General features: G+C 62.5%; 23 protein-coding genes. 16 read left to right on the top strand and 7 right to left on the bottom strand.

The window, feature by feature from the left end; all coding sequences use genetic code 11:
- Positions 1-81 precede the first annotated feature (81 nt).
- Positions 82-252 (top strand): metallothionein, encoded by a 171-nt coding sequence (locus HX824_RS22470; protein ID WP_008437063.1) that lies wholly within the window; start codon positions 82-84, stop codon positions 250-252.
- Between the two features lie 118 nt (positions 253-370).
- Here HX824_RS22470 and HX824_RS22465 read toward each other — a convergent pair whose 3' ends face one another.
- Positions 371-613 carry a DUF6555 family protein gene (locus tag HX824_RS22465; protein WP_017479865.1) on the bottom strand — a complete coding sequence of 81 codons (243 nt, stop codon included), beginning with the start codon at positions 611-613 and terminating at the stop codon, positions 371-373.
- A gap of 116 nt (positions 614-729) precedes the next feature.
- Between HX824_RS22465 and HX824_RS22460 the strand changes: the two genes are divergently transcribed.
- The 3 genes from HX824_RS22460 (at position 730) to HX824_RS22450 (ending at position 2,745) form a co-directional block, all read left to right on the top strand.
- Complete coding sequence (locus tag HX824_RS22460; protein ID WP_102369315.1) at positions 730-1,494, top strand: helix-turn-helix domain-containing protein; 765 nt, start codon at positions 730-732, stop codon at positions 1,492-1,494.
- Between the two features lie 89 nt (positions 1,495-1,583).
- The gene (locus HX824_RS22455) at positions 1,584-1,757 is read left to right on the top strand and encodes a DUF1427 family protein (protein ID WP_177008241.1); all 174 of its coding nucleotides are present in this window, start codon (positions 1,584-1,586) and stop codon (positions 1,755-1,757) included.
- 28 nt (positions 1,758-1,785) lie between these two features.
- Positions 1,786-2,745, top strand: coding sequence for a zinc-binding alcohol dehydrogenase family protein (locus tag HX824_RS22450; protein WP_177022769.1), 960 nt, complete (start codon positions 1,786-1,788; stop codon positions 2,743-2,745).
- Positions 2,746-2,855: 110 nt separating this feature from the next.
- Here HX824_RS22450 and HX824_RS22445 read toward each other — a convergent pair whose 3' ends face one another.
- On the bottom strand, positions 2,856-3,893 hold the full coding sequence (locus HX824_RS22445; protein ID WP_008437067.1) for a purine nucleoside permease: 1,038 nt from the start codon (positions 3,891-3,893) through the stop codon (positions 2,856-2,858).
- 20 nt (positions 3,894-3,913) lie between these two features.
- Positions 3,914-4,870: a nucleoside-specific channel-forming protein Tsx gene (locus HX824_RS22440; protein ID WP_032899590.1), complete on the bottom strand. Its 957-nt coding sequence runs from the start codon at positions 4,868-4,870 to the stop codon at positions 3,914-3,916.
- A 224-nt stretch (positions 4,871-5,094) separates the two neighbouring features.
- Here HX824_RS22440 and HX824_RS22435 point away from each other — a divergent pair, with 224 nt between their 5' ends.
- Positions 5,095-5,904: an aminoglycoside phosphotransferase family protein gene (locus tag HX824_RS22435; RefSeq protein ID WP_177055089.1), complete on the top strand. Its 810-nt coding sequence runs from the start codon at positions 5,095-5,097 to the stop codon at positions 5,902-5,904.
- Here HX824_RS22435 and HX824_RS22430 read toward each other — a convergent pair.
- Positions 5,874-6,821 (bottom strand): AraC family transcriptional regulator, encoded by a 948-nt coding sequence (locus HX824_RS22430; protein WP_177055088.1) that lies wholly within the window; start codon positions 6,819-6,821, stop codon positions 5,874-5,876. The two genes, HX824_RS22435 and HX824_RS22430, sit on opposite strands and share 31 nt — an antisense overlap.
- Before the next feature lie 265 nt (positions 6,822-7,086).
- Here HX824_RS22430 and HX824_RS22425 point away from each other — a divergent pair, with 265 nt between their 5' ends.
- Both HX824_RS22425 and HX824_RS22420 read left to right on the top strand, forming a co-directional pair.
- Positions 7,087-8,346 (top strand): sugar ABC transporter substrate-binding protein, encoded by a 1,260-nt coding sequence (locus HX824_RS22425; RefSeq protein ID WP_371319421.1) that lies wholly within the window; start codon positions 7,087-7,089, stop codon positions 8,344-8,346.
- Between the two features lie 22 nt (positions 8,347-8,368).
- Positions 8,369-9,142, top strand: coding sequence for an L-iditol 2-dehydrogenase (locus tag HX824_RS22420; RefSeq protein WP_008437073.1), 774 nt, complete (start codon positions 8,369-8,371; stop codon positions 9,140-9,142).
- Between the two features lie 163 nt (positions 9,143-9,305).
- Here HX824_RS22420 and HX824_RS22415 read toward each other — a convergent pair whose 3' ends face one another.
- Positions 9,306-10,013, bottom strand: a complete 708-nt coding sequence (locus HX824_RS22415) for an NUDIX hydrolase (RefSeq protein WP_008437074.1) — start codon at positions 10,011-10,013, stop codon at positions 9,306-9,308.
- Positions 10,014-10,160: 147 nt separating this feature from the next.
- On the opposite strand from HX824_RS22415, the gene HX824_RS22410 reads away from it, so the two are divergent.
- Genes HX824_RS22410 through nadE form a run of 3 tightly spaced genes read left to right on the top strand, consistent with a single transcriptional unit; the run spans position 10,161 to position 12,862 of the window.
- The gene (locus HX824_RS22410) at positions 10,161-10,808 is read left to right on the top strand and encodes a nicotinamidase (protein ID WP_003208124.1); all 648 of its coding nucleotides are present in this window, start codon (positions 10,161-10,163) and stop codon (positions 10,806-10,808) included.
- Positions 10,809-10,818: 10 nt separating this feature from the next.
- Positions 10,819-12,045, top strand: a complete 1,227-nt coding sequence (pncB, locus tag HX824_RS22405; protein ID WP_003208126.1) for a nicotinate phosphoribosyltransferase — start codon at positions 10,819-10,821, stop codon at positions 12,043-12,045.
- A 1-nt stretch (position 12,046) separates the two neighbouring features.
- Positions 12,047-12,862 carry an ammonia-dependent NAD(+) synthetase gene (nadE, locus tag HX824_RS22400; protein ID WP_177055086.1) on the top strand — a complete coding sequence of 272 codons (816 nt, stop codon included), beginning with the start codon at positions 12,047-12,049 and terminating at the stop codon, positions 12,860-12,862.
- Here the strand turns inward: nadE and HX824_RS22395 are convergent.
- Positions 12,842-14,272 (bottom strand): serine hydrolase, encoded by a 1,431-nt coding sequence (locus HX824_RS22395; protein WP_177055085.1) that lies wholly within the window; start codon positions 14,270-14,272, stop codon positions 12,842-12,844. The two genes, nadE and HX824_RS22395, sit on opposite strands and share 21 nt — an antisense overlap.
- Positions 14,273-14,297: 25 nt before the next feature.
- Entirely contained in the window at positions 14,298-15,212 is a 915-nt protein-coding gene (locus tag HX824_RS22390) for a LysR substrate-binding domain-containing protein (protein ID WP_177055084.1), read from the bottom strand.
- A 389-nt stretch (positions 15,213-15,601) separates the two neighbouring features.
- Between HX824_RS22390 and HX824_RS22385 the strand changes: the two genes are divergently transcribed.
- From HX824_RS22385 to HX824_RS22360, 6 genes are all read left to right on the top strand, one after another.
- Positions 15,602-17,161 (top strand): ABC transporter substrate-binding protein, encoded by a 1,560-nt coding sequence (locus tag HX824_RS22385; RefSeq protein WP_177055083.1) that lies wholly within the window; start codon positions 15,602-15,604, stop codon positions 17,159-17,161.
- Between the two features lie 2 nt (positions 17,162-17,163).
- Positions 17,164-18,105: an ABC transporter permease gene (locus HX824_RS22380; protein ID WP_003208135.1), complete on the top strand. Its 942-nt coding sequence runs from the start codon at positions 17,164-17,166 to the stop codon at positions 18,103-18,105.
- Complete coding sequence (locus HX824_RS22375; protein WP_168197512.1) at positions 18,102-18,980, top strand: ABC transporter permease; 879 nt, start codon at positions 18,102-18,104, stop codon at positions 18,978-18,980. Before HX824_RS22380 ends, HX824_RS22375 begins: the two co-directional genes overlap by 4 nt.
- On the top strand, positions 18,977-20,620 hold the full coding sequence (locus HX824_RS22370) for an ABC transporter ATP-binding protein (protein ID WP_177055082.1): 1,644 nt from the start codon (positions 18,977-18,979) through the stop codon (positions 20,618-20,620). Before HX824_RS22375 ends, HX824_RS22370 begins: the two co-directional genes overlap by 4 nt.
- Positions 20,621-20,732: 112 nt before the next feature.
- A complete protein-coding gene (locus tag HX824_RS22365; protein ID WP_008437109.1) occupies positions 20,733-21,986 on the top strand; it encodes an OprD family porin in 1,254 nt (417 codons plus the stop codon).
- A gap of 207 nt (positions 21,987-22,193) precedes the next feature.
- Positions 22,194-23,312, top strand: a complete 1,119-nt coding sequence (locus HX824_RS22360; protein ID WP_087694149.1) for a succinylglutamate desuccinylase/aspartoacylase family protein — start codon at positions 22,194-22,196, stop codon at positions 23,310-23,312.
- Positions 23,313-23,351: the final 39 nt, after the last annotated feature.

Raw genomic sequence — 23,351 nt, 5'->3', positions numbered from 1 at the left:
ACCTTGAATCGTTGCCTATAGTCATTGCTTGAGGTGTCGGCGTTCGCCGCACCTGGACGACCACGAAAAAGGAGTCTGACCATGCAAGAGAAAACATGTGCCTGCCCCCACTGCAACTGCCAGTTGGGGAAAAACGCGGTGATGAAGGATGGCAAGGGCTATTGCTGCCAAGGCTGCGCCGAGCATCATGCCCATGGCGAGCCTTGTGCTTCGGCGACCGGGTGCGAGTGTGCCAAGTCGGCGCACGGCTAACGCCGGCTGCCTCCTGTAGGAGCGAGCTTGCTCGCGAAACACCCGAGAGCGACGCGGGGCACCAGTTGCCCCGCGTCATCGTTAACGACCTTCGCGAGCAAGCTCGCTCCTGCAGGTTTCAGGCAGTGGGGCGCGCATCCGAGCGGCGCCATTGCACGTTTTCGATGCCGAATTTCTCGGCCTGGGGCTGGCTCGTCTTCTTCACCTGCTCACGGGCAAAGCGCCCGATGCGGCCTACGCCGGCGTCGCAGCTCGCCCAATGCCAGGCTTCGGCGTTGTCGAGTTTTTCCAGGCGGATGATGAATGACTTGGGCTGGCCATGCAGCGTGTAGTCGATCACGAAAAGTTTTGCGTTAGTCATGGATCCGTAAACCCTCCTTGTGTCTTTAAGTGACCCTGCGCAGGTGGTAAAAATTCACTCGGATCATCCGGTTCACGTCTTATCATGGCGCTCCATACTTGAACGATGTGTCTTCCATGGCCCTTGCCGCGCCTCCCGACCTCAGTGATCACGCCGTCCCCGTGCAACCCTTGGCGCGCACCTATCCGCGTGGGTTGTATGTCGAGCCCCATCAACACGATTGGGGCCAGTTGCTGTATGCCATGAGCGGCGTGATGTGGGTCGAGACACCCCGGGAAGCGCTGGTGGTGCCGCCCCAGCGCGCGGTGTGGCTGCCGCCGGGTGTCGAGCATGGGATTCGCGTGGTGTCGGACTTGCAGATGCGCAACATTTACCTGCGCCCGGCGCTGGCAGCGACCCTGGACAGCCAGGTGCAAGTGATCGAGGTCGGCGGGCTGCTGCGCGAACTGATCGTGGCGCTGGTGGAGCAGGGCGACAAGGGGGACCAGGCCTATTACGAAGCCGTGGTCGGCCTGGCCCTGCTGGAACTGCAACGGGCCCGGCGCTCGCCGATCCGTATCGCCTTGCCCGTGGGCGCCGACCGACGCCTGACCAGCGCCTGCCAGGCGGTGATGGCGTCACCGTCCCTGGACATTCCCTTTGAACAGCACGCCGAAGCCGCCGGCGCCAGCGTACGCACCCTGGCCCGGCTGTTCCAGAACAGCCTGGGCATGGGTTTTGCCGAGTGGCGCCGCCAGGTGCAGTTGGCCACCGCCGTGGCCGAGTTGATCCAGGGCCAGTCGGTCAGCGCGATCGCCCGTTCCCTGGGTTATTCGCCGAGCAGTTTCAGCGACATGTTTCGTCGTGAGCTGGGGATGGCGCCGTCGCAGTATCCCGTCTGAGGCTTGGCCGAAATCCTGAAGCACTTGGCCGATGCTTCGGTTTCAGGCCCCCTACACTGACCGCCTCAACCCTTGCTGCGGAGTGTTCCATGAATTACCTGATTTCCTTGGCCATCGGCCTGTTGGTCGGCGTGATTTACGGTGCCCTGGACTTTCGCTCGCCTGCGCCTCCCGCCATTGCCCTGGTGGGGCTGATGGGCATGTTGATGGGCGAGAAACTCTGGCCCATGGGCCGGCAGTTGGTCAGCACCTGGTTGTCCTGAACCCTTTGAACTTCGATGGATATTGGCCATGAAAGCACTGCAATTTTCCGCCACCGGCGATCTCGCTGCCCTTGCTTACGTTGATGTCGCCACGCCGGTGCCGGCGGCCGGTGAAGTCCTGGTGCAGATCAAGGCTGCCGGGCTGAACCCCAGCGACGTGAAGAACGTGCTCGGGCGTTTCCCCTACACCACGTTGCCACGCATTCCCGGCCGTGATTTTGCCGGGGTGGTGGTGGAAGGTCCGCAGGAACTCGTTGGCCAGGAAGTCTGGGGCACCGGTCGCGACCTGGGTTTTTTCGCTGACGGTTCCCACGCCCAGTACCTCACCGTGTCGGCCAAGGGCGTGGCGCACAAGCCCAGCCATCTGAGCTTTGCCCAGGCCGCCAGTCTCGGCGTACCGTACACCACGGCGTGGGATGCCCTTGAGCGCAGCGGTGTAACCAAAGGCACGCGCTTGCTGGTGATTGGTGCCAATGGGGCTGTAGGCAGCGCGGCGTTGGCCCTGGCGAAGATTCGTGGGGCCCAGGTGCTCGGGGCCGTGCGTCGGCCGGAACAGGTCGAGGCCTTGCGCGAGCAGGGTTTCGAGGGCTTGTTACTGGGCCAGCCGGAAGCGCTGGGCGGGCAGGTTAATGCGCTGTTCGGTACGGGCGCCGATGTGATCTTTGACACCACCGGCTTCTGGTTGCCGGCAGCGGTGGCGGCGCTGGCGCCTTTTGGCCGTATCGCGATCATCGCCGCGCCGGTGGACGGGCACGTGCAACTGCCGGCCCTGGCGTTGTATCGCAAGGGTGGTTCGGTGGTGGGGATCAATTCGCTGCTCTACAACTGCGAGCAATGCGCCGTGATGCTGGAGCAGTTCGGGCGGTTCTTCGATGAGGACTTGTTGCCGCTGCCGACCGGTTTGCGGGAAGTGTCGCTGGCCGACGGTGTGAAGTGCTTTGAGCAAGTGAACCAGGGCAGTGCCGACAAGATTATCTTCCTGCCCTGACCCGCTTATTGTGGGATCGGGCTTGCTCGCGAATACGGTGTGTCAGCCAATACATTCGGCACTGATCCACCGCTTTCGCGAGCAAGCCCGCTCCCACATTTGATCTTTATTCAGGCTTCGGGAACGCCTTTTTCCCACGCCGACCAGTTCTTCAGAATTGCCTGCACCAGCGGATTACCGGTGCGATACAGGTTCTCCAGCGCCGGCACAAATCCGCCCTGGTCCGCATACTTCAGCAGGTTGTCCACTTCGCTGTAGCCCGGGTACGGCCGATCAAAGTCGGAACCGGCCCGCACCACCGCCAGGCGATTGATATCCACCAACCCTTCGCGGCTGGCTCGTAGCAACGCCTCATAGGTGGAGTTGTCTTCCTGCTGGGTGGTGCAGTACACGCCTTTATTGTCCGTCAGCAATTTGGTCCAGACCTCGGCGCGCTCACTCAGGCGCGTCCCGGAGAACCAGGTATTGCCCGCCAGGGTGTCGCACCGGGTGACCTGCGGCGGCTGATTGGCCGGCGCGTACGGATAGTGTTTGCGCCAGGCCGTGGACTCCTTGCTTTCACTGAGCTCGACTTTTTGCGACAGCGCAAACGCCTTGGCTTGCAGCTTGGGATTGAGCTCGAACACTTCGGTCTTGTAGTCCAGCGGCGGCTTCTCGTTCGGCCCCTTGGTATTGATGCCGATATAGCCAGTCGGCCAGTCCTTCGGCGCGTCCCGTGAATCCAGTTCCCATTGGGTTCCGAATTCCACCAGGTAATGGGCCCACGCGGCGGTGCCGATGGTGCCGTGGTGCGGGTTGATCCCGGCAATCCCGGCGATCAGGAAGTAGCTCTGGCGCAGGTCGAACTTGGGCGACAACGCCAGTGCCAGGGTCGAGGCGGCGGCGTTGGTCTGGCCCATGCCGGTCACCAGCAGGCACACGTCCTGGGTGTTGCAGCGGATCACTGGATACTCGGCCGACAAGCCTGGCACGCGAACTTCCTGCTTGAGTTCCAGGCGGTCGATCCAGTTCTGCGCTTCGGGGGCGAACATGGTGATCAGCATCACCTTGGGCTTGATCGGGGCCGGGGCATCAGCCAGCACGACATGCGGCAACAGCGCCCCGGCGGCCAGGCCGATGGCGATTGAAAGGCGGGTAAAGGTCTTCATCTACTGCTCCTTGTTCACACTCAGAATTGATAGCCCACACCGGCGTAGTAACCCCAGCCGTTGGAGCGGGCGCGGAAATTGCCGTCGCCAAAGTTCAGCTCGCTGCCGTCTTCCCAGTTGCCGCCGTTGTGGAAGTAACGGCCTACCAGGGTGAAACGCAGGTGAGTGAACGAATACAACAGCACGTTTGTTGCAACCAGGGAGTTGGCGGTGCGCGCGGGGTTGTCTTTGTGCAGATCCGAGCCGAAATCGTAGTTGGTGAAGCCGATATAGGTCAGCGACGCACCATTGTCGAAGCTGCCGATGGGCACGATGTATTTCATCTGCGCACGGTAGCCGTCCCATGAGTATTCGTTGCTGGCGCCGTAGTTTTCCCACTGGTAACGGCCATAGAAGTTGGCCGACAGGTTGACCCGCGAGTGGGTCTCGATGTCGGTGCCCAGGCCGCTGTACAAGGTGTTGGCACGGTTGTCCTTGTTGCTGCCGTGGTCGTAGATCCAGTCAAACGCTACATACCATTCCTTGAACGGGCCGATGGCCAGGCTGCGACCGGCCAGGTAGTCGATGGAGATGCGCGGTTCGTGCTCCATGAACACCGGCGAGCCGTGGTCCCACGCGCCTTTGTCGTTGCTGTTGCCGATCCCGAAGATCTTCGGGATGTCGACGTAGCCATACAGTTCGAACGGGCCCTTGCGGCCGAAGTATTCGTACTCCAGGTACACGTCATCGGCGGGTTTGGGGCCGAAGCTGATGTCTTTGCTGCCGATCACCGTCAGGTCCTGGTTGAACCAGTCCGACAGGTACACGCCTTTTTTCGACGGGCTGGCTTCCGGGGCCAGGGCTTCGCCCTGTGCTGAGTCATCGGTGGGTTTTTCCTGCGCCAAAATGGGTCCGCTGAGTACTCCCGTAACGGCAGCCAGTAGCAGGGAAACAGCAAAAGGGGTAGCCGACGCGGATCGTCTGGAAGTGGGTTGCATTGAAAATCCCTGTTCGTACGCGGTTGGGGCCCGATTCTTCGGGTTGAGGTGAACCTGGTTGCCAAGTTCGTTCCGCAAACGTTTGCATAGGTTGTACCAATTTGTGTCAATTGCATGAAGGAATTGAGAAAAGTGGGAAATAGTCGGCCTTTTGGTCAGAAACGTAACGGACCGGGTAAAGGCGTGTGTGGCATCCTGCAGGACCTCGCACTGGGAGCCGCCCGATGTTCGATCACTATTTGAAACGCTGGAACCTGACACCCGAGGATGACGCCATCATCACCCCCGGCAGCGACCTGCTGCCGGTGCGCTGGGATGGGCAGCCGGCGATGCTCAAGATCGCCCGCGAGCCCGAGGAAAAGCTCGGCGGCGAGTTGATGACTTGGTGGGCCGGCAAGGGCGCCGCCCGCGTGTTTTTCCATGACGGCGATGCCGTGGTGATGGAGCGCGCAACCGGCCCGGGTTCGCTGATGCACATGGCCCTCAACGGTCAGGACGATGAAGCCAGCCGCATTGCCTGCGCCACCGTGGCGTTGTTGCATGCGCCGCGCCCGTCGCCACCGGCGGGCTTGCACTCATTGGAGCTCTGGTTCCGCTCCCTGTGGCTCGCCGCTGAGGGTAAAGGCGGGCGGATACGCGAGTGTGCCGCCACGGCGCGCAGCCTGCTGGCGTCACCTCAGGAACCGGTGGTGCTGCACGGTGATGTGCACCACGACAACATCCTCGATTTCGGCCCCCGGGGCTGGCTGGCGATTGATCCCAAGCGGGTGGCCGGCGAGCGTGGCTATGACTACGCGAATTTGATCTGCAATCCGGATTTGCCCACTTGCACCGATCCGGCGCGATTTACACGCCAGGTCGAGATCATCGCCGGGGCTGCGGGCCTGGAGCGCCAGCGCCTGTTGCAATGGGTGGTGGCGCACGCCGGTTTGTCGGCGGCGTGGTTTCTGGAGGATGACCAGCGACACCGCGCCGATAGGGAGCTGGAAGTGGCACGCCTGGCTCAATGTGCCTTGGTAAACGGCAGCACCTGATCACCATTGCGGTTAAACAGGTACATCGCGGTTTCCCGGCGATATTCGCTGGGCGTCTGGTTCATCTCGATGCGAAAGTGCCGGTTGAAGTTGGAGAGGTTGGCGTAACCCACTTCAAAACAGATATCGGCCACTGACATCTCGCTTTGCAGCAACAGGCGGCAGGCGCGCTGCACCCGGAACTTGCGCATCAGGTCGATAAAGCCGTGACCGGTGACGCGCTTGAAAAAACGCGAGAAGCCCGGTTCGCTCATGTCCAGCCGTTGGGCGATCACCGACAGCCGCAGGTCGCCGGTCAATTCCGTCATCAGGTATTCGAAGGCCTTGTGGATACGCTCCGAGCTGCGGGCATCCAGGCTTGGCGTGTAGCAGGCACTGGCCAGGCAATGGGCTTCCCCGGAGGGCGCCTGCCCCAAGGTATGCAGTAACTGGATGAACAGAATCAGGCGCGCGAGCCCCTGAGCAGGGCCGATGGACTCCAGCAGTTGCGCGGCCTTCAGTGCCGTCTCGCCGGTGAATTCCAGGCCGCGCCGGGCCCGGTCAAACAGGCCTTGCAGGTCGCCCAGCTCGGGCAGCGTGGTGCGCAGGGCCAGCAGTGCGGCGCCGTCGAACTGCAACACCACATCGCGCCCCGTCAGGTACTCGCCGGGGGCCAGGTCGCCGATCCAGTCGTGGGGCAGGTCGGGGCCGATCAGTGCGACATGGCCGGCGCCAAACGCACCGATATAGTCGCCCGCCACCAGCTTGCCGCTGCCGTGGCGGATCAGGTGGATTTCGAATTCGGGGTGATGGTTCCAGCGGGCCAGCTCGAACGGATAGTCATGTTTGTACCAGCGAAAGCCATGCTCGGGCTCGGCAAGAATCACTTCCAGCTCGGCGGGGCGCTGCTCGAAAAGGGCGGATCGGCTTGCAGGCATGGGCTTGGCCCTTCTGGGCTTTTTGGAATGGCACCAAAATACGCCCTTTGTCCAAGTAGCCGCTACCCCGGGTTTTGCCCGCCACTGATACTTTTTTGATCTTGGCGATGCGGTTAAAAAAGTATCAGCCGGGCATCCGCCAGTCGTTTGTCCGGCCTTGGGCAAGCTGCTGTAATCGGGCCGTCAACAACAAAAACAATAAGTGGAAACCGCCATGCTCAAGATTCCGAAAGCGCTGTTCCTGCTCTCCGGCCTCACTCTGGCGATGGCCAGTCACGCGGCCGAAACCGTGACCATCGCCACGGTCAACAACAGCGACATGATCCGCATGCAGCGCCTGTCCAAGGTGTTCGAAGAGCAGCACCCCGAGGTGAAACTAAACTGGGTGGTGCTCGAAGAAAACGTCCTGCGCCAACGCCTCACCACCGACATCGCGACCCAGGGCGGCCAATTCGATGTGCTGACCATCGGCACCTACGAAACCCCGTTGTGGGGCGCCAAGCACTGGCTGGAACCGATCACGCCGCTGCCCGCCGACTACGACGTGGAAGACATCTTCCCCGCGGTACGCCAGGGCCTGTCGGTGAACAACACCCTCTACGCGTTGCCGTTCTATGGCGAAAGCACCGTCACTTATTACCGCACCGACCTGTTCAAGCAGGCCGGCCTGGCGATGCCCGAGCATCCGACCTGGACCCAGCTGGGCGAGTTCGCCGCCAAGCTCAACCAGCCCGCCAAGGACCAATACGGCATGTGCCTGCGGGGCAAGGCCGGCTGGGGTGAAAACATCGCGTTGCTGAGCACCATGGCCAACGCCTTTGGTGCACGCTGGTTCGACGAGCAATGGAAACCCGAGCTGACCAGTCCCGAGTGGACGGCGGCGGCGAACTTCTACGTCAACACCCTGAAAAACTATGGCCCGCCGGGCGTCTCCAGCAACGGTTTCAACGAAACCCTGGCGCTGTTCAACAGCGGCAAATGCGCGATCTGGGTCGACGCCAGCGTTGCCGGCTCGTTCACCACCGACAAAACCCAAAGCAAAGTCGCCGACAGCGTGGGTTTTGCCGCCGCACCCACCGAGGTCACCGACAAGGGTTCGTCGTGGCTGTACGCCTGGTCCCTGGCGATCCCGGCCACCTCCAAGCACAAGGACGCCGCCAGAGCCTTTATCACCTGGGCCACCTCCAAGGAATACATCCAGCTGGTAGCGGATAAGGACGGCATCACCAACGTACCGCCGGGCACGCGCCAGTCCACCTACAACGCGGCGTACCTGGCCGCGGCGCCGTTCGCCAAGGTGACCTTGCAGATGATGCAACACGCCGACCCCGCGCACCCGTCGGCCAAACCCGTGCCGTACGTGGGCATCCAATACGTGACGATCCCCGAGTTCCAGGCCATCGGCACCTCGGTGGGCAAGCTGTTTTCGGCAGCGCTCACCGGCGGCATGACGGTCGACAAGGCACTGGCCGAGGCGCAGTCCACCACCGAGCGTGAAATGAAACGCGCCGGCTACCCGAAATAATCACCTCAGGGACACTGCATTGATGAATCGACTGGAAGGTAAAAGTGCGCTGGTCACCGGCAGCGCGCGGGGCATTGGCCGGGCGTTTGCCCAGGCCTACATCAACGAAGGCGCGACCGTCGCCATCGCCGACATCAACCTGGAGCGGGCGCGGGCCACCGCCACGGAGCTGGGCCCGAAGGCCTACGCGGTGGCGATGGATGTCACCGACCAGGCGTCCATCGATGCCGCGATTGCCGCCGTGGTGGCGCAGGCCGGCAAGCTCGACATCCTGATCAACAACGCCGCCTTGTTCGACCTGGCGCCCATCACCGACATCACCCGCGAGAGCTTCGACCGGCTGTTCTCGATCAACGTCGCCGGTACGTTGTTCACCTTGCAGGCGGCGGCCCGGCAGATGATCAAGCAGGGGCATGGCGGCAAGATCATCAACATGGCCAGCCAGGCCGGGCGCCGGGGTGAGCCTCTGGTGGCGGTGTACTGCGCGACCAAGGCGGCGGTGATCAGCCTCACGCAATCGGCGGGGCTGAATCTGATCAAGCAGGGCATCAACGTGAACGCCATCGCGCCGGGAGTGGTGGACGGCGAGCATTGGGACGGGGTGGACGCGATGTTTGCCAAGCACGAAGGGCTGCCGCTGGGCGAGAAGAAAAAGCGCGTAGGAGCAGAGGTACCGTTTGGGCGGATGGGGACTGCCGAGGATTTGACCGGAATGGCGGTTTTCCTCGCGTCCAAAGAAGCCGACTACGTGGTTGCCCAGACCTACAACGTCGACGGCGGCAACTGGATGAATTGAGCGGGACGCAGCTCCTCGAACCATCGCAGATCAAAAAAGGTGGGAGCGGGCTTGCTCGCGAAAGCGGTGTATCAGTCAATCTATCCGGCGACTGACACTCCGCATTCGCGAGCAAGCCCGCTCCCACAGTTGATCTTCATTGTCCTGGGAAGGGGGCTTGGTCTTATTCGGCAAAGCTGCGATCAAAGAAGTACACCGCCCCAGGCTTCAGATTCTCCACTGTCGCCTGCGGCCGTCCGCCCTCGCCATGCTTCTTGCGCCCCGTCTCCCGCAAAAAACCGGCCTCGGTCAACTTCAGCAACCGCTGGCGAATACTGGTCTTCAGCACCGGCCGCGCCAATACCAGCGAAAAGATCGTAGTCGCCTCCGGCGCACTGAACTCATTGCCCAAAAACATCAATGGCAAGCTGCTGTACAGCGACTTGGAAAACAGCCTTTCCTGTACCGCTGCCACAATCGCGTTGTGATCGAAGGGCAGCTTGACCCCGCCAGTCGCCACGGCATCAACAGAGCACCACTTTTGATGCCCCCCCAGCTCCACCTCATCAGCCACGATCGCCAGGTAATAGGTCGACGACGACCAGCAGCGCGGATCGCGAAACGCATCGCCCACCGTCCCCACTTGCTCATACCAGGCCAGCGGCAACCCAACCTTGTCACTGGCCCGCAACCGCTCCACGGCATCCTGCAGGCTCAGATCTTGCACGCCGCCATTCACCACTACACCGGGCAAGGCCCAGTGCCCGGCGAAGGGCTCGGCGTCGCGCTGGTTGAGCAATATCTTCAGTTCCCCGGATGCACGGCAATAGAACAGCACGCACAAGTCCACGGTGTGCAGGTAGGCGCTAAGGGTTGGGGCGTGGTCTGGCATGTCGGGTCCTGTTGGCAGCGGTGGGGCACAGTCTAACGGATCAAACGGGTGTGTCGTGTACTTGATCCAGGATAGATAACGAAATGTTTCTTGCCATGAAAGTACATGACGTGTACTTTTATACCCAGGCCACAGGAGAACACGACCATGACCGTCTCTAAGAACGCTATCGCCTCATTCGACGTTGACGCCCAGAAGAGCTTCACACCGCTGTGCCCCAACGAATTGCCGGTCGCTGGCGGTGACCAGATCGGCGCCGAGCTCAATTACATGGCCAGCCTCGCCGCGCGCCGTGTCGGCAGCAAGGACGCCCATACCCCGCACGCGCCCTGGGTGGTGCAACAGCACAGCGAGATGCTGCAACCCACCGGGCTGGTACATGCCGATGTCACCTGGGTCGCCCACTGTGTGCCCGGCACCGAAGGTTTCACCCTGTTGGACGAATTGCCCACGCCCTATGACTACGACTACTTCATCTGGAAGGGCGTCGAACCCGACCTGCATCCCTACGGCGCCTGCTACCACGACCTCCACGACAAACTCTCCACCGGCGTTATCGAATACCTCAATGCCCAGGGCATCCAGCGTGTGATTGTCGGCGGCCTGGCCCTGGACTACTGCGTCAAGACCACCGCCTTGCAACTGCTCAAGGCCGGTTTCGAGGTGATCCTGCACCTGCCGGCATGCCGTGGCATCAGCGAGGAGGGCGGTGTGCAGGCGGTCAGCCATTTGCAACAAGCAGGCGTTGTAATTACCCGCAATCGGGAAGAACTGGCCGCGATGGCCGCGCGTTAAGGAGTACCTCATGGAAAGTGCATACGACTACGAAAACGCTGTGATCCAGGGCCTGCTGGACACCGACTACTACACCTTCACCATGATGCAGGCCGTGTTGCACCAGCACCCGAATGTCGATGTGGAATACCAGTTCATCGTCCGCTCCAGAGAGAAACTGGGGCACCTGATTCCCGAGCTGCGGGTGGAGCTGGAAAAACTCGCCGGCCTCAGCATGCGCGAAGGCGAGCTGCGCTTTCTGTTCAACCAGCGCCGTGAGTACTTGACCCCGGATTTCGAGCGCTTCCTGGGGCTGTTCCGCTTCAACCTGCGCTATATCCACGTCAGTGAAATCGACGGCCAACTGAACGTCCGCGTGGTCGGCCCGATGCTGCACTGCATCATGTTCGAACAGCCGGTATTGGCCCTGGTCAGCGAGCTGCGCAACCGCGACAAATACCCCGACGTCAGCCTCGAAGACGTCACCCGCAAGCTCTACCAGAAATTCGACTGGCTGGAGAAAAACCTCACCCGCGACGAACTGGCCGACCTGCGTGTCTCGGACTTCTCCACCCGCCGGCGGCTGTCGTTCAAGGCCCAGCGTGAAGTGGTCGACATCATGCGCCGCGACTTTCCCGGCCAGTTCATCGGCACCAGCAATGCGCACCTGGCCTACGAATTCGACCTGCCGCTGATCGGCACCATGGCCCACCAGTGGCTGATGGTGCACCAGCAACTGGGGCGGCTGCGGGAAAGCCAGAATGCGGCGCTGGAAAACTGGGTGCGCGAATACCGTGGGCGCTTGGGTATCGCCCTGACCGACTGCATCAGCACCGACTTTTTCCTCAAGGATTTCGACCTGTACTTTGCCAAGCTGTACGACGGTTTGCGCCAGGACTCCGGTGACCCGATCGTCTGGGCCGACAAGGTGTTGGCCCGCTACAAGGAGCTGGGCATCGACCCGATGACCAAGGACCTGATGTTCTCCGATGGCCTGAATTTCGAGAAATGCCTGCCGATCCTGCGGCACGTGCGGGGCAAGGCCAAGTTCGGCTTTGGCATGGGCACCAGCCTGGCCTGTGATGTCGACGGAGTGGAGCCGCTGAGCATCGTGATGAAACTGGTGCGGGTGCACGGCGAGCCGGTGGTGAAATTCTCCGATGATCCGATCAAGAACGTCTGCGAAGACGCCTCGTTCCTGCAGTATGCGGCGCAGGTGTTCAACGTCGGCAACGTCAATCCGCAACTGGGGGTGTGACATGGACACTCAGGCACGTATCGCACAAGAACTGAAGATCAACCGGCTGCTCGGCAAGGGAGGCGAGGGCGCTGAGCTGCAACGGCGCATCGACTTCATCAAGGGCACCTTGCGCCAGTCCGGCTGCCATGCGCTGGTGCTGGGCATCAGTGGCGGTGTCGACTCACTGACCGCCGGGCGCCTGTGCCAACTGGCAGTGGAACAACTGCGCAACGAAGACTACGAGGCGCGGTTTATTGCCATGCGCCTGCCCTATAAAACCCAGGCGGACGAGCGCGACGCCCAGGCTTCCCTGGACTTTATCGCACCGGACCGGATCGAGACGCTGAACATCGCCGCCTGCGTCGACGGGCTGATGGCCGGCCTGTCTGCCGCGCAAGCCAGCGCTGAACGCATCGACTTTATCAAGGGCAACGTCAAGGCCCGGGCGCGGATGATGGCGCAGTATGCCGTGGCGAACCTGCACAACGGCCTGGTGGTGGGCACCGACCATGGCGCGGAGGCGCTGATGGGGTTTTTCACCAAGTTCGGTGACGGCGCCTGCGACCTGGCGCCGCTCTCAGGGCTGACCAAGACCCAGGTGCGCCTGCTGGCAAGCGCCCTTGGCGGGCCACGGCAGTTGGTGGCCAAGGCACCGACCGCCGACCTGGAAGAACTGGCACCGGGCAAGCCGGATGAGTTGGCGTATGGCTGCAGCTATGACGAGATCGACCGCTACCTGATGGGCGAGGCAGTGAGTGAGCGGGTGAGGGCGATTGTCGAGAGCGCCTACCTCAAGACCGCCCACAAGCGAGCATTACCGGCTGTTCCCGACTAAGACTTCCTGTTCCTTCCCGGCACTGTTGACGTTGACCGTACGCGCCACACTCACGCGGTCACCGTCAAACCCGCACACCACCCGATCGCGAAACGCGGTTTGCGGGTAGATCCAGGTCATCTCCAGCGTCCTGGTATCCAGCCAGCGCGCGCCGGCAACGATCTGCGCATCCTTGAACTCATAACCGTGGTGCAACGCCCGGCCCGGCATGTTGGTGGTGCCGGCGATCCAGTGATCAATCCCCACCTCTAGGGCATGAGTCGCCTTGCTGTCGGTCAGTTGGAAGCGCAGTACATTGCCTTCGACGGCGAACGCCAATTGCTGCACATCCAGCCCGTTGGGCTCTACCTGATACACGCCCGTGAAATCTCTCGGCCCTGCACACGCTGAAAGCAACTCAGGCCGCTGTGCCATGCTCGCCAGACGTTGCTCCAACCGTGCATCCGCTTCGGCTTTGACCGTGCAATCATCGCCAAACGCCGCCGGAAAATGCCGCTCGACAAACGGAATCAGCTCCGCCGAATTCTTCATCCCGCCGATCACCACCAGCGTTGCACCGTACTCGCGGAACACCATCGCCATCTGCACAAACACCCCGACAGCGCTGAAGGCGTGTGCCGGTTTCATCATCCAGTGATAACCGTAGCGGCTGTCCGGCCCGCCTTGTGGTCGGGTGGCCGCTGCAACCCAGGCCGCCGGTAGAACCTGCTTGCCATCCCACACGCCGCCTTGTGCATGCAGCACACCCAGCTTGAGCATGGCCGAGGTCGGCGCCTTCAAGCCATTGCCGCCGGGATTCACGCCATCGGGGCCGATGTCCCAGCTTTCATTATGGATATCCAGCGGTACAAACAGCCGGGGCTTGAGGTACGCGTGCAAGGTTTGCCCGGTGACCTTATTGATCAGCGCCGAGAGCATGTAGCTGGCCGCACTTGTATAGACGTAGGTGGTGCCCGGTGCATAGGCCAGCGGGATTTTGAAGAACTCGGCAATCCAGCTGGTCTCGATCCCCCGCCACACTGAACCCGAGGTATTGGCGGCGTGGCCGGTGCGCATGGTCAGCAGGTGTTCTACGGTCATGTCCGCCAGGCGCGGGTCGGCATCCACCGGCACACACTCCGCAAAGAACGCCACCAGCCGGTCATCCAGTTTCAGCAAGCCTTCATCCACGGCCAGGCCAATGGCGCAGGCGGTGAAGCTCTTGGCCACCGAGTGCAATACCCGCGGCTCGTTGGGGTCCACCGGCCAGCTCCAGCCTTCGGCGACCACGTGGCCGTGGCGGTGCAGCATCAGGCCTTGCAGGTCGAGGCCGGCCGCTTTCACTTCATCGAGAAAGGCAATCAGGTGCTCGGGATCAACGCCGACGCTGCTGGCGCTGGCGCGGGACAAACCATCGTAGGACATGGGCATAAACAGGCTCGTAGGGGGAGGGAAATCAACGGCTGCGGTGCACCAGCCGCGAATAGGAAATCAGCATGCTGGTCAGTTCCTGGCTGACGCTGGTGAGCGGCGACGAACGGCGGCTGATCAGGCATACATCGCGGGTCGCCAGCGGTTCTTCGATGGCGATGGTGGTCAGGGCGCTGGAGAACAGCTTCATCCCCGGCAGCATGCGCGGTTCGATGGTCAGGTAATCGGTTTCCGAAACGATGTGCAGGGTTTCCAGCAACGAATCAGTGGTGATCGCAATCTTTGGCGGCGCCAGGCCCTGGGTACGGAACAGCTCAATCAAGCGGTTCTCCGCGCCGCCCACTACGCCGGCCGGGCGTACGCTGATCCACTGGCAGTCGGTGAGGGCTTGCACGGTTTTTGCGTGGGCCTGCGGGTGGCCCTTGCGCGCAATGATGCCGGCGTTTGAGCTGTAGAGGCGGTCGATGGCCAGGTCGATATCGGCCACGTTGGGCGCCAGCGGGCACAAGACGAAATCCAGGCGGCCATCGCGAACTTTTTCCACCAGGCCCTTGGTAGTGCCGCTGGCCACGTGCACCTGCATGCGCGGGAAGCGCTGGGTGAAGTTGCTCAGTACCGGCAGCAGCAATTCGGCCAAGGGTTCGGAGGTGACGCCCAGGGCGATATGGCCTTCGGGCTCGCCTTTCCAGGGTTGCAGGTCGAGCAGGGCACGTTCGCAATCGAGAGTGATGGAACGGGCACGGGCCAGGAACACCTCGCCGGCCGGGGTCAGGTTGATGCCTTGGTTGGAGCGTTGCAGCAGCACCACCCCGAGTTCCTTTTCGAGGGTCTGGATTGACTGGGTCAATGTGCTTTGGGCCACATCCAACTGGCGTGCGGCCGAGCGGAAGCTGCCTTTTTCAACCACGGAGCAGAACGCGCGAAGATGGGTGAGGGTCATGACGGTGGGCTCGCTCAGTGCTGCATTTAAACCATTGAATGCCAGCCAGCTTATCTGATGACTATAGGTGAGCACAGATCGGTCTGGATGATCGCGATCATTATTTTTGATCAGGAAAACCCCATCTTTTCCAGCTCAAGGCCCTGATTTCTCGGTACGGTAAGGCCAGGGCAACCCACGGACGGTTGATGATCGGATAAACCGAGCCCGATCACTCGGAGCGTTCTTCTCAAGTTGATTGGGGGGCGAATAAGATCGGTCCAGGAACATTCGCAAACCGTAATCAGCGACTAAAACAACAACAACTATTCAGGTGTTCGGCCGTGCCTCTTTTTGGGTCCTGCCAGCGTCCGAACCCAAGCGTAAGGATCATTCAAGGTGCATTTATCATGAACAAGACTTTATTCCTGGCTGGCGCCTTGTCCGCCGCGCTGGTGGGCACTGCCCACGCCGAGAATCTATTGAAAGTCGCGTTGAACGCCGACATTCGCAGCACCGAGCCAGGCGTCAACCGTGACACCAACTCCGACGCCGTCATCTTGCACATTACCGAAGGACTGGTGGCCTTCCGTGAAGATGCCACCGTCGGCCCGCTGCTGGCCAAGGACGTGCAGGTGTCCGACGACGGCCTGCGCTACACCTTCCACCTGCGCAACGGGGTCAAGTTCCAGAACGGTGCGCCGTTGACCTCCGCCGAAGTGCTGTGGACCTGGAAACACTACCTCGACCCGAAAACCCAATGGCGCTGCGCCCCTGAGTTCGACGGCCATGGCGGCGCGAAAATCGTCGACATGAGCGCCCCGGACCCACTCACCGTGGTGTTTACCCTGGACAAGCCCAACGGCCTGTTCCTCACCAGCACCGCGCTGCCGGAATGCGGTGGCAGCGGCATCCTGCACCCCGACTCGGTGGTCGACGGCCAGTGGAAAGCCCCCATCGGCACCGGCCCGTTCCGCCTGGGCGAGTGGAAGCCCGGCCAATACATCGACCTGCTGCGCAACGCCAACTACACCCCGCGGGACGAGAAAGAGCCGGATGGCTACACCGGCAATAAAACCACGACCCTCGACCGCGTGCGCCTGCTGGTGATCCCGGACCCGGCGGCGGCCAAGGCGGCCTTGCTGTCGAAGAACGTCGACCTGCTGATTGACGTCACGCCGCTGGACGCCACCGAACTGGCTGCCAACCCCGGCATCAAGGTCACCTCCAGCGGCACCATGTCGGTCAACGCGTTGCTGTTCCAGACCCGCGACCCCTTGCTCAAAGATGTGCGCCTGCGCCAGGCCATCGCCCATTCGCTGGACTCCGCACAAATCGTCGCCGCCCTGACCGGTGGCCGTTCCCAGGCCAACAATTCGATGGTCGCCAGTGGCAGCCACTACCACCAGGCAATCGAGAACCAGGGCTTCGATTTCGACCTGGCCAAGACCGCCCAACTGCTGCGGGAAGCTGGCTATAAAGGCCAGCCAATCAAACTGATCGTCAACAAGCGCTACGCCGCGATCTTTGACATGGGCGTGTTCGTGCAAGCCATGGCCAAGGCCAGCGGCATCAACCTGGAACTGGAAACCCTGGAGTGGGGCACCCAGCTGGAGCGCTACCAGACCGGCAACTACCAGATGATGGCGTTCCCGTATTCCGAACGCCTTGACCCGGCCCTGAGTTTCGACTCGATGACCGGCGACAAGGACAAGGAAGCGCGCAAGGTCTGGGACAACCCCCAGGCCCAGGAATGGCTGCGTGAAGCCCAGCGCGAAGGCGATATCAGCAAGCGCCAGGCGCTGTTCGACCAACTGCATCAGCAGATGCTCAAGGACGTGCCGATGATCCCGATGTACAACGGCAACGCCATCGCCGCCAGCCGTGATTACGTCAAAGGCCTGCGCACCTGGCCGGTGTCCAAGCCGCGCCTGTGGACCGTCAGCGTGCCTGCGACCGGGAGTAACTGAGGATGTTGCGTTTCATCTTTCAACGGCTGGCGATGTCGATCCCGACCTTGCTGCTGATCTCGCTGATGGTGTTCGCGATCATCCGCCTGGTGCCCGGTGATCCGGCGCTGCTGATGCTCGGCGACATGGCCGATGCCCACAGCCTGGAGGTCGCCCGTGCGTCCCTGGGCCTGGACCAGCCGCTGCCGCTGCAGTTTGTGATCTGGCTCAAGGCGGTGCTCAGCGGCGACCTCGGGCATTCCATCACCACCAATGAAGCGGTGTTGCCGCTGATCCTTGACCGCTTCCAGGTGAGTGCCGGGATCGTGCTGGTCTCGGTGTTGCTCGCGGCGTTGATTGCGGTACCGGCGGGCTTGCTCTCGGCGTGGAAACAGAACAGTTCCCTGGACTTTGGCGTGGTCTCCACCGCGACCCTGTTGCTGTCGATCCCGAGTTTCTGGCTGGGCCTGCTGTTGCTCTACGCGTTCGGCATCAAGCTCGGCTGGCTGCCGGTGGTGGGTTACGTGTCGTTCGGCCAATCGCCGTGGCAGGCCTTGAGTTTTATCGTGCTGCCGATTGTCACGCTGACGTTGGTGGAACTCGGCGCGATCACCCGTATGGCCCGGGCCAGTGCAATTGAAGTGCTGCGCCTGGAGTACATCACCCATGCCCGCGCCAAGGGTTTGTCGGAGCGGGCGGTGTTGTGGCGCCATGCGCTGCGCAACTCGTTTGCACCGACCCTGACCCTGATCGGCCTGATCCTCGGCAACCTGCTCAGCGGCATCGCGGTGCTCGAAACCGTGTTCACCCTGCCAGGTATCGGCCGGCTGATGGTCGACGCCATCTACGCCCGGGACTACCCCGTGCTGCAAGGCTGCCTGCTGCTGGTGACCTTTGTTTATGTGCTGGTCAACCTGTTGGTGGACCTGCTGTACCCGCTCTTCGACCCCAGGGTTAAGTTATGAATAAGCCTCTACCTGTCGCACCCGAGGTGCTGTTGCCGGCACCGGCGCGTGCCCCCAGGGCCTGGCGTGTGCCGCCGCTGAACGCGCTGATCGGTGCGCTGCTGCTGGCCTTGTTGTTGATCATGGCCTTGCTGGGCCTGGTCTGGACGCCCCATGACCCGTTGGCCTTGAACCTGCTGGCGCGCTTGCAGGCGCCCACCGCCGCGCACTGGCTGGGCACTGACGAGTACGGTCGCGACGTGCTGAGCCGCCTGATGATCGGCGCGCACACCAGCCTGTGGGTGAGTGTGTTGACGGTGACGCTGGCGATCACCGCCGGCACGGTACTGGGCCTGCTGGCCGGGTTCCTGCGGGGCTGGGTCGACCGGGGCTTGATGATGGTCAACGATGCGTTGCTGGCGTTTCCCGGGATCCTGCTGGCCCTGGGCTTGATGGCGATCATCGGCCCGAGCCTGTACGGCATCGTGTTTGCCTTGAGCCTGGCCTACACACCGTCGGTGGTGCGGGTGGTGCGCGGCACGGTGTTGTCGTTGCGCGAGAAAGAGTTTGTCGAAGCCTCGCGGGTGATCGGTAACTCCGAGCTGTACACCATGCTGCGGCACATCGCGCCGAACTGCGTGGCGCCGGTGTGCGTGCTGGCCACCAGCATGTTCGGCTGGGCGATCCTGGCGGAAAGCTCCCTGAGCTTCCTCGGCCTGGGCGTCCCGCCGCCGGCCGCCACCTGGGGCAACATGCTCGCCGCCAGCCGGCCGTATATCGCCACGGCCAGTTGGCTGGGGCTGTTTCCCGGTGTCTGCATCGCCATGGCGTTGCTGGCGTTCAACCTGTGCGGCGATGCCTTGCGCGATCGTCTCGACCCGCGGATGAGTAAATGACCATGACTGACATCCTTCTGGCAGTCGACAAGCTGAAAATCCGCGTGGGGGCCAACGGCCCGCTGGCGGTCAACGACCTGAGCTTCACCATCGCCCCCGGCGAAATCGTGGCGCTGGTGGGCGAGTCCGGCAGCGGCAAGACCATGGCCGCCCGCGCCGCCATCGGCCTGTTGCCACCGCCGCTTGTACAATGCAGCGGCCAGGTGCGTTTCCAGGGCCATGACCTGGGCAGCCTTGCGCCGGAGCAATTGCGCCAGTTGCGCGGGGCGAAGATCGGCATGGTGTTCCAGGAACCCATGGTGTCCCTCAACCCGTCGATGAGCATCGGCGAGCAAATGGCCGAGGGCCTGCGCCTGCACACCAGGCTGAGCGATGCGCAGATCCGCGAGCGCAGCCTGGAGATGCTCGGGCATATCGGCATCAAGGACGCCGAGCGTTGCCTGGCGGCGTTTCCCCACGAGTTCTCCGGCGGCATGCGCCAGCGCATCATGCTCGCCTCGGTGATGCTGCTGCGCCCGGCCTTGCTGATTGCCGACGAGCCCACCACGGCCCTGGATTGCCTGGCGCAACTGGACGTGTTGAAACTGATGCTCGACCTTACCCGCGAGCAGGGCACGGCGATCCTGTTTATCAGCCACGACCTGTCGCTGGTGGCGCGCTACGCCGACAAAGTGGTGGTGATGCGCGAAGGCCGCGCGGTGGAGCAGGGCACCATCGAGCAGATCCTGCTGGCGCCCAAGGCCGAGTACACCCGGCAACTGCTCGAGGCCCTGCCGCGGCGCGGCACCCTGGCAGCCTTGCCCAAGGCGGACCGGCCGTTGCTGACGGTCAAGGACGTGTGCATCGAGCACCCGGGGCCGCGCAGCCTGTGGGGCCGCAGCCAGTTCAAGCGGGTGGTGCATTCGGCCAACCTGTCCATCGCCCCGGGGGAAACCCTGGCGCTGGTGGGCGGCAGCGGCTCGGGCAAGACCACCCTCGGCCGGGCGATTGTCGGCCTGAACAGCCCGTGTTCCGGTGCCATCGAGTTTGAGGGCGTGGACATTCTCAAGGCTGGCAACCGTGACCATCGCCTGCAATGCCAGATGATTTTCCAGGACCCGTATTCGTCCCTCGACCCGCGCATGAAGATTGGCGACATCCTCGCCGAACCCCTGCGCCATGTGCCCGGCATGACGCCCGCGCAGCGTCGTGAGCGGGTGGCGAAAACCCTGGTGGACATCGGCCTGGCGGAACAGTTTGTCGACCGCTTCCCGCACCAGTTGTCCGGTGGCCAGCGTCAACGGGTGGCCATTGGCCGGGCGCTGGTGCGGCACCCGCGACTGGTGATTGCCGATGAGCCGATCTCGGCGTTGGACATGACCATCCAGAAGCAGATCCTCGAGCTGTTCGAACGCCTGCAGGCGCAGTACGGCTTTGCCTGCCTGTTCATCTCCCACGACCTGGCGGCGGTGGAACGCATCGCCCACCGGGTGGCGGTGATGAGCGAGGGCAGGGTGGTGGAAATGGGTGCCCGCGACGAGATCTTCGACCGCCCGCAGCACCCCTACACCCGCAAGCTGCTGGCCGCCGCCAGCCCCTTGGAGAAACTTGAAAACGGTGGCTACCGCATCCGCCAGGGCCCCGTACCGCTAGCGCTGTAACCCAGGACTGACGTCACCCGCCGCGCAAATCGCCGATTTGCGCGAACGGCGAAGCCATGCCCGAAGAACAATAAAAACACCAACCCCCACCCCACTGCCAGGAGCTAAAAAAATGAAAAAATCCCTGACTCAACTCATCACCGGCGTCGGCGTTGTCAGCAGCGGGCTGGTCCCGTCACTGGCCCATGCAGACTTCATCAAGGACAGCAGCGGTACGCTGGACTTGAAGAACTACTACTTCAACCGTGACTACCGCGAGGCCGCTTCCCAGTCGATGCGCGCCGAGTGGGCCCAAGGTTTTATCCTCGGTATCAAGTCCGGTTTCACCGAAGGCACCGTGGGCTTCGGCCTGGACCTGACCGGCATGCTGGGGGTGAAACTCGACTCCAGCCCGGGGCTGTCCGGTACCGGTTTGCTGCAGCGTGACAGCGACAAGAATGTCTCCGACGAGTACTCCAAGCTTGGGGTGACCGCCAAGGCCCGCTTCGCCAAAAGCGAGCTGCGTGTGGGCTACCTGGTGCCGGACCTTCCGATCCTGCAACCCAACACCAGCCGTCTGTTTCCGCAGTCCTTCAGCGGCACCCAGCTGGTGTCCAACGACATCAGCAACCTGAAAATCACCCTCGGGCAGATCGACCAGGCCAAGGACCGTGACTCCACCAACTACGAAGACATGAAGCTGACCACGGTGAGCAAGGTCTACAAGAGCACCGCCCTGAGCGACCAGTTCCGCTTTGCCGGTGGCGACTACTCGCTGACCCCAAACACCTTGCTCAGCTACCACTTCGCGGCGCTGGACAGCATCTACCAGCAGCAATACGTGGGCTTCAAGAACAACTTCGGCCTGGGGCCGGGCACGCTGAAAACCGACGTGCGCTACTTCAAGTCGGACAAGGACGGCGCGGGCCTGGCGGGCAAGGTCGACAACAGCGCCTTGAGCAGCCGCCTGACCTACCAGTACGGCGGGCACAGCATCGGCGGCGGCTTCCAGCAGCAATACGGCACCACGCCGTTTACCTACCTGGACGGCTCCATCACCTACCTGTTCACCGAGTACCAGTTCAGCAACTTCACCCAAACCAGGGAGCGAGCCTGGCACGCCCGCTACGACTACAACTTCGCCGATCTCGGCTTGCCCGGCCTGTTGTTTGGGATCAAGTACGCCAAGGGTGATTCGGCTGAAGTGCTCGGCTTCAACCGCGAAGGCCGCGAGTGGGAGCGCGACCTGGACCTGGGCTACGTGGTGCAGAACGGGCCCTTCAAGGGCGTGTCGATGCGCTGGCGCAATGCGCTGAGCAAAGGCAACTACTTCAACGACGTTAACGAGAACCGCGTGATGCTGGGTTACACCCTGGCGCTCTGGTAACCACCCACTGTGGGAGCGGGCTTGCCCGCGATGGCGGTGGGTCAGTCACGGAATAGGCTGGCTGACCCACCGCCATCGCAGGCAAGCCAGCTCCCACACTGATCGGATTACCAGATCAAGATAGTGTGGGCCGCCCTTACAGACGATCACGCCGGCTCGTTAATATTTCTTCAGCGTTCATCACTCGAATATCGAGATTTCCGGTTTATGAAACTTAAATCACACCCCTTGCTGCAAGCGACACAAGGCACCCACAGGCACGTGGACAGTGAGCATTACGGTGCAATGGGTGCAAGTCGAAAAATCTATATCCAGGCGGCGCTGCATGCCGACGAAACCCCGGCGCTGCTGGTGGCCGCGCACCTGCGCCGGCAATTGGTAGAACTGGAAAATGCCAACCGGCTGAATGCGCAAATCGTGCTGGTGGCCGTGGCCAACCCCACCGGGCTGAGCCAATACATCATGGGCGCGCCCAGCGGGCGTTTCGAACTGGGCAGCGGGCGTAATTACAACCGGGGCTTTCCGGTGCCGTACCAGGCAATCGCCGACAGGATCGAGCACCTGCTGGGCCAGGACATCGACGCCAACCGCCAACTGATCCGCCAGGCCTGGGGCGAATGTCTGCTGGACGCGGCGCCGCTGGACGAATTCCAGTCGCTGCAACGCACCCTGATGCTGCTGGCCCACGATGCCGACATCGTGCTGGACCTGCACTGCTCCCGCGAAGCGGCGATGCATGTGTACACCGGCGAGGCAGTGTGGGCGACCGTGGAGCCGCTGGCGCGCTACATCGGCTCTGAAGCCTCGTTGCTGGCCACCGATTCCCAGGCCAACTCGTTCGATGAGGCGCTGTACCTGCTGTGGGTCAACCTGCGTGAGCGGTTTGGCGATCGGTTTCCGATTCCGGACAGCAGCGTGGCGGTGACCGTCGAGCATCGTGGCCAGCGGGATGTGTCCTATGAACTGGCAGAACATGACGCCACGGCGATCATTGATTACCTGACCCACCTGGGCGCGGTTGAAGGCGCGCCACGGCCTTTGCCAGCCCTGCGTAACCCGGCGACTCCGTTGGCCGGCAGCGAACAGTTTTATGCGCCGTGCGCCGGGGTGCTGGTACACCGGGCGGCGGTGGGCAGTCGCATCGAGGCCGGGCAGGCGTTGTTCGATATCGTTGATCCCCACAGTGGGCAGGCCACCACGGTTTGCAGCCACAACACCGGCGTGTTGTACATGCGCCGTGACGTGCGCTTTGTGAAGCCGGGGGATCCGCTGGGCCGGGTGTCCGGTGCCACGCCGATTCGCAGCGGCAAGCTACTCAGCGCCTGATTTGCCAGCTATGGAATACGGTCAAAATGTGGGAGCGGG

This window comes from Pseudomonas sp. D4002, assembly GCF_013385665.1.
GTDB lineage: Bacteria > Pseudomonadota > Gammaproteobacteria > Pseudomonadales > Pseudomonadaceae > Aquipseudomonas.
This window is presented reverse-complemented; position numbering and strand designations above follow the sequence as displayed.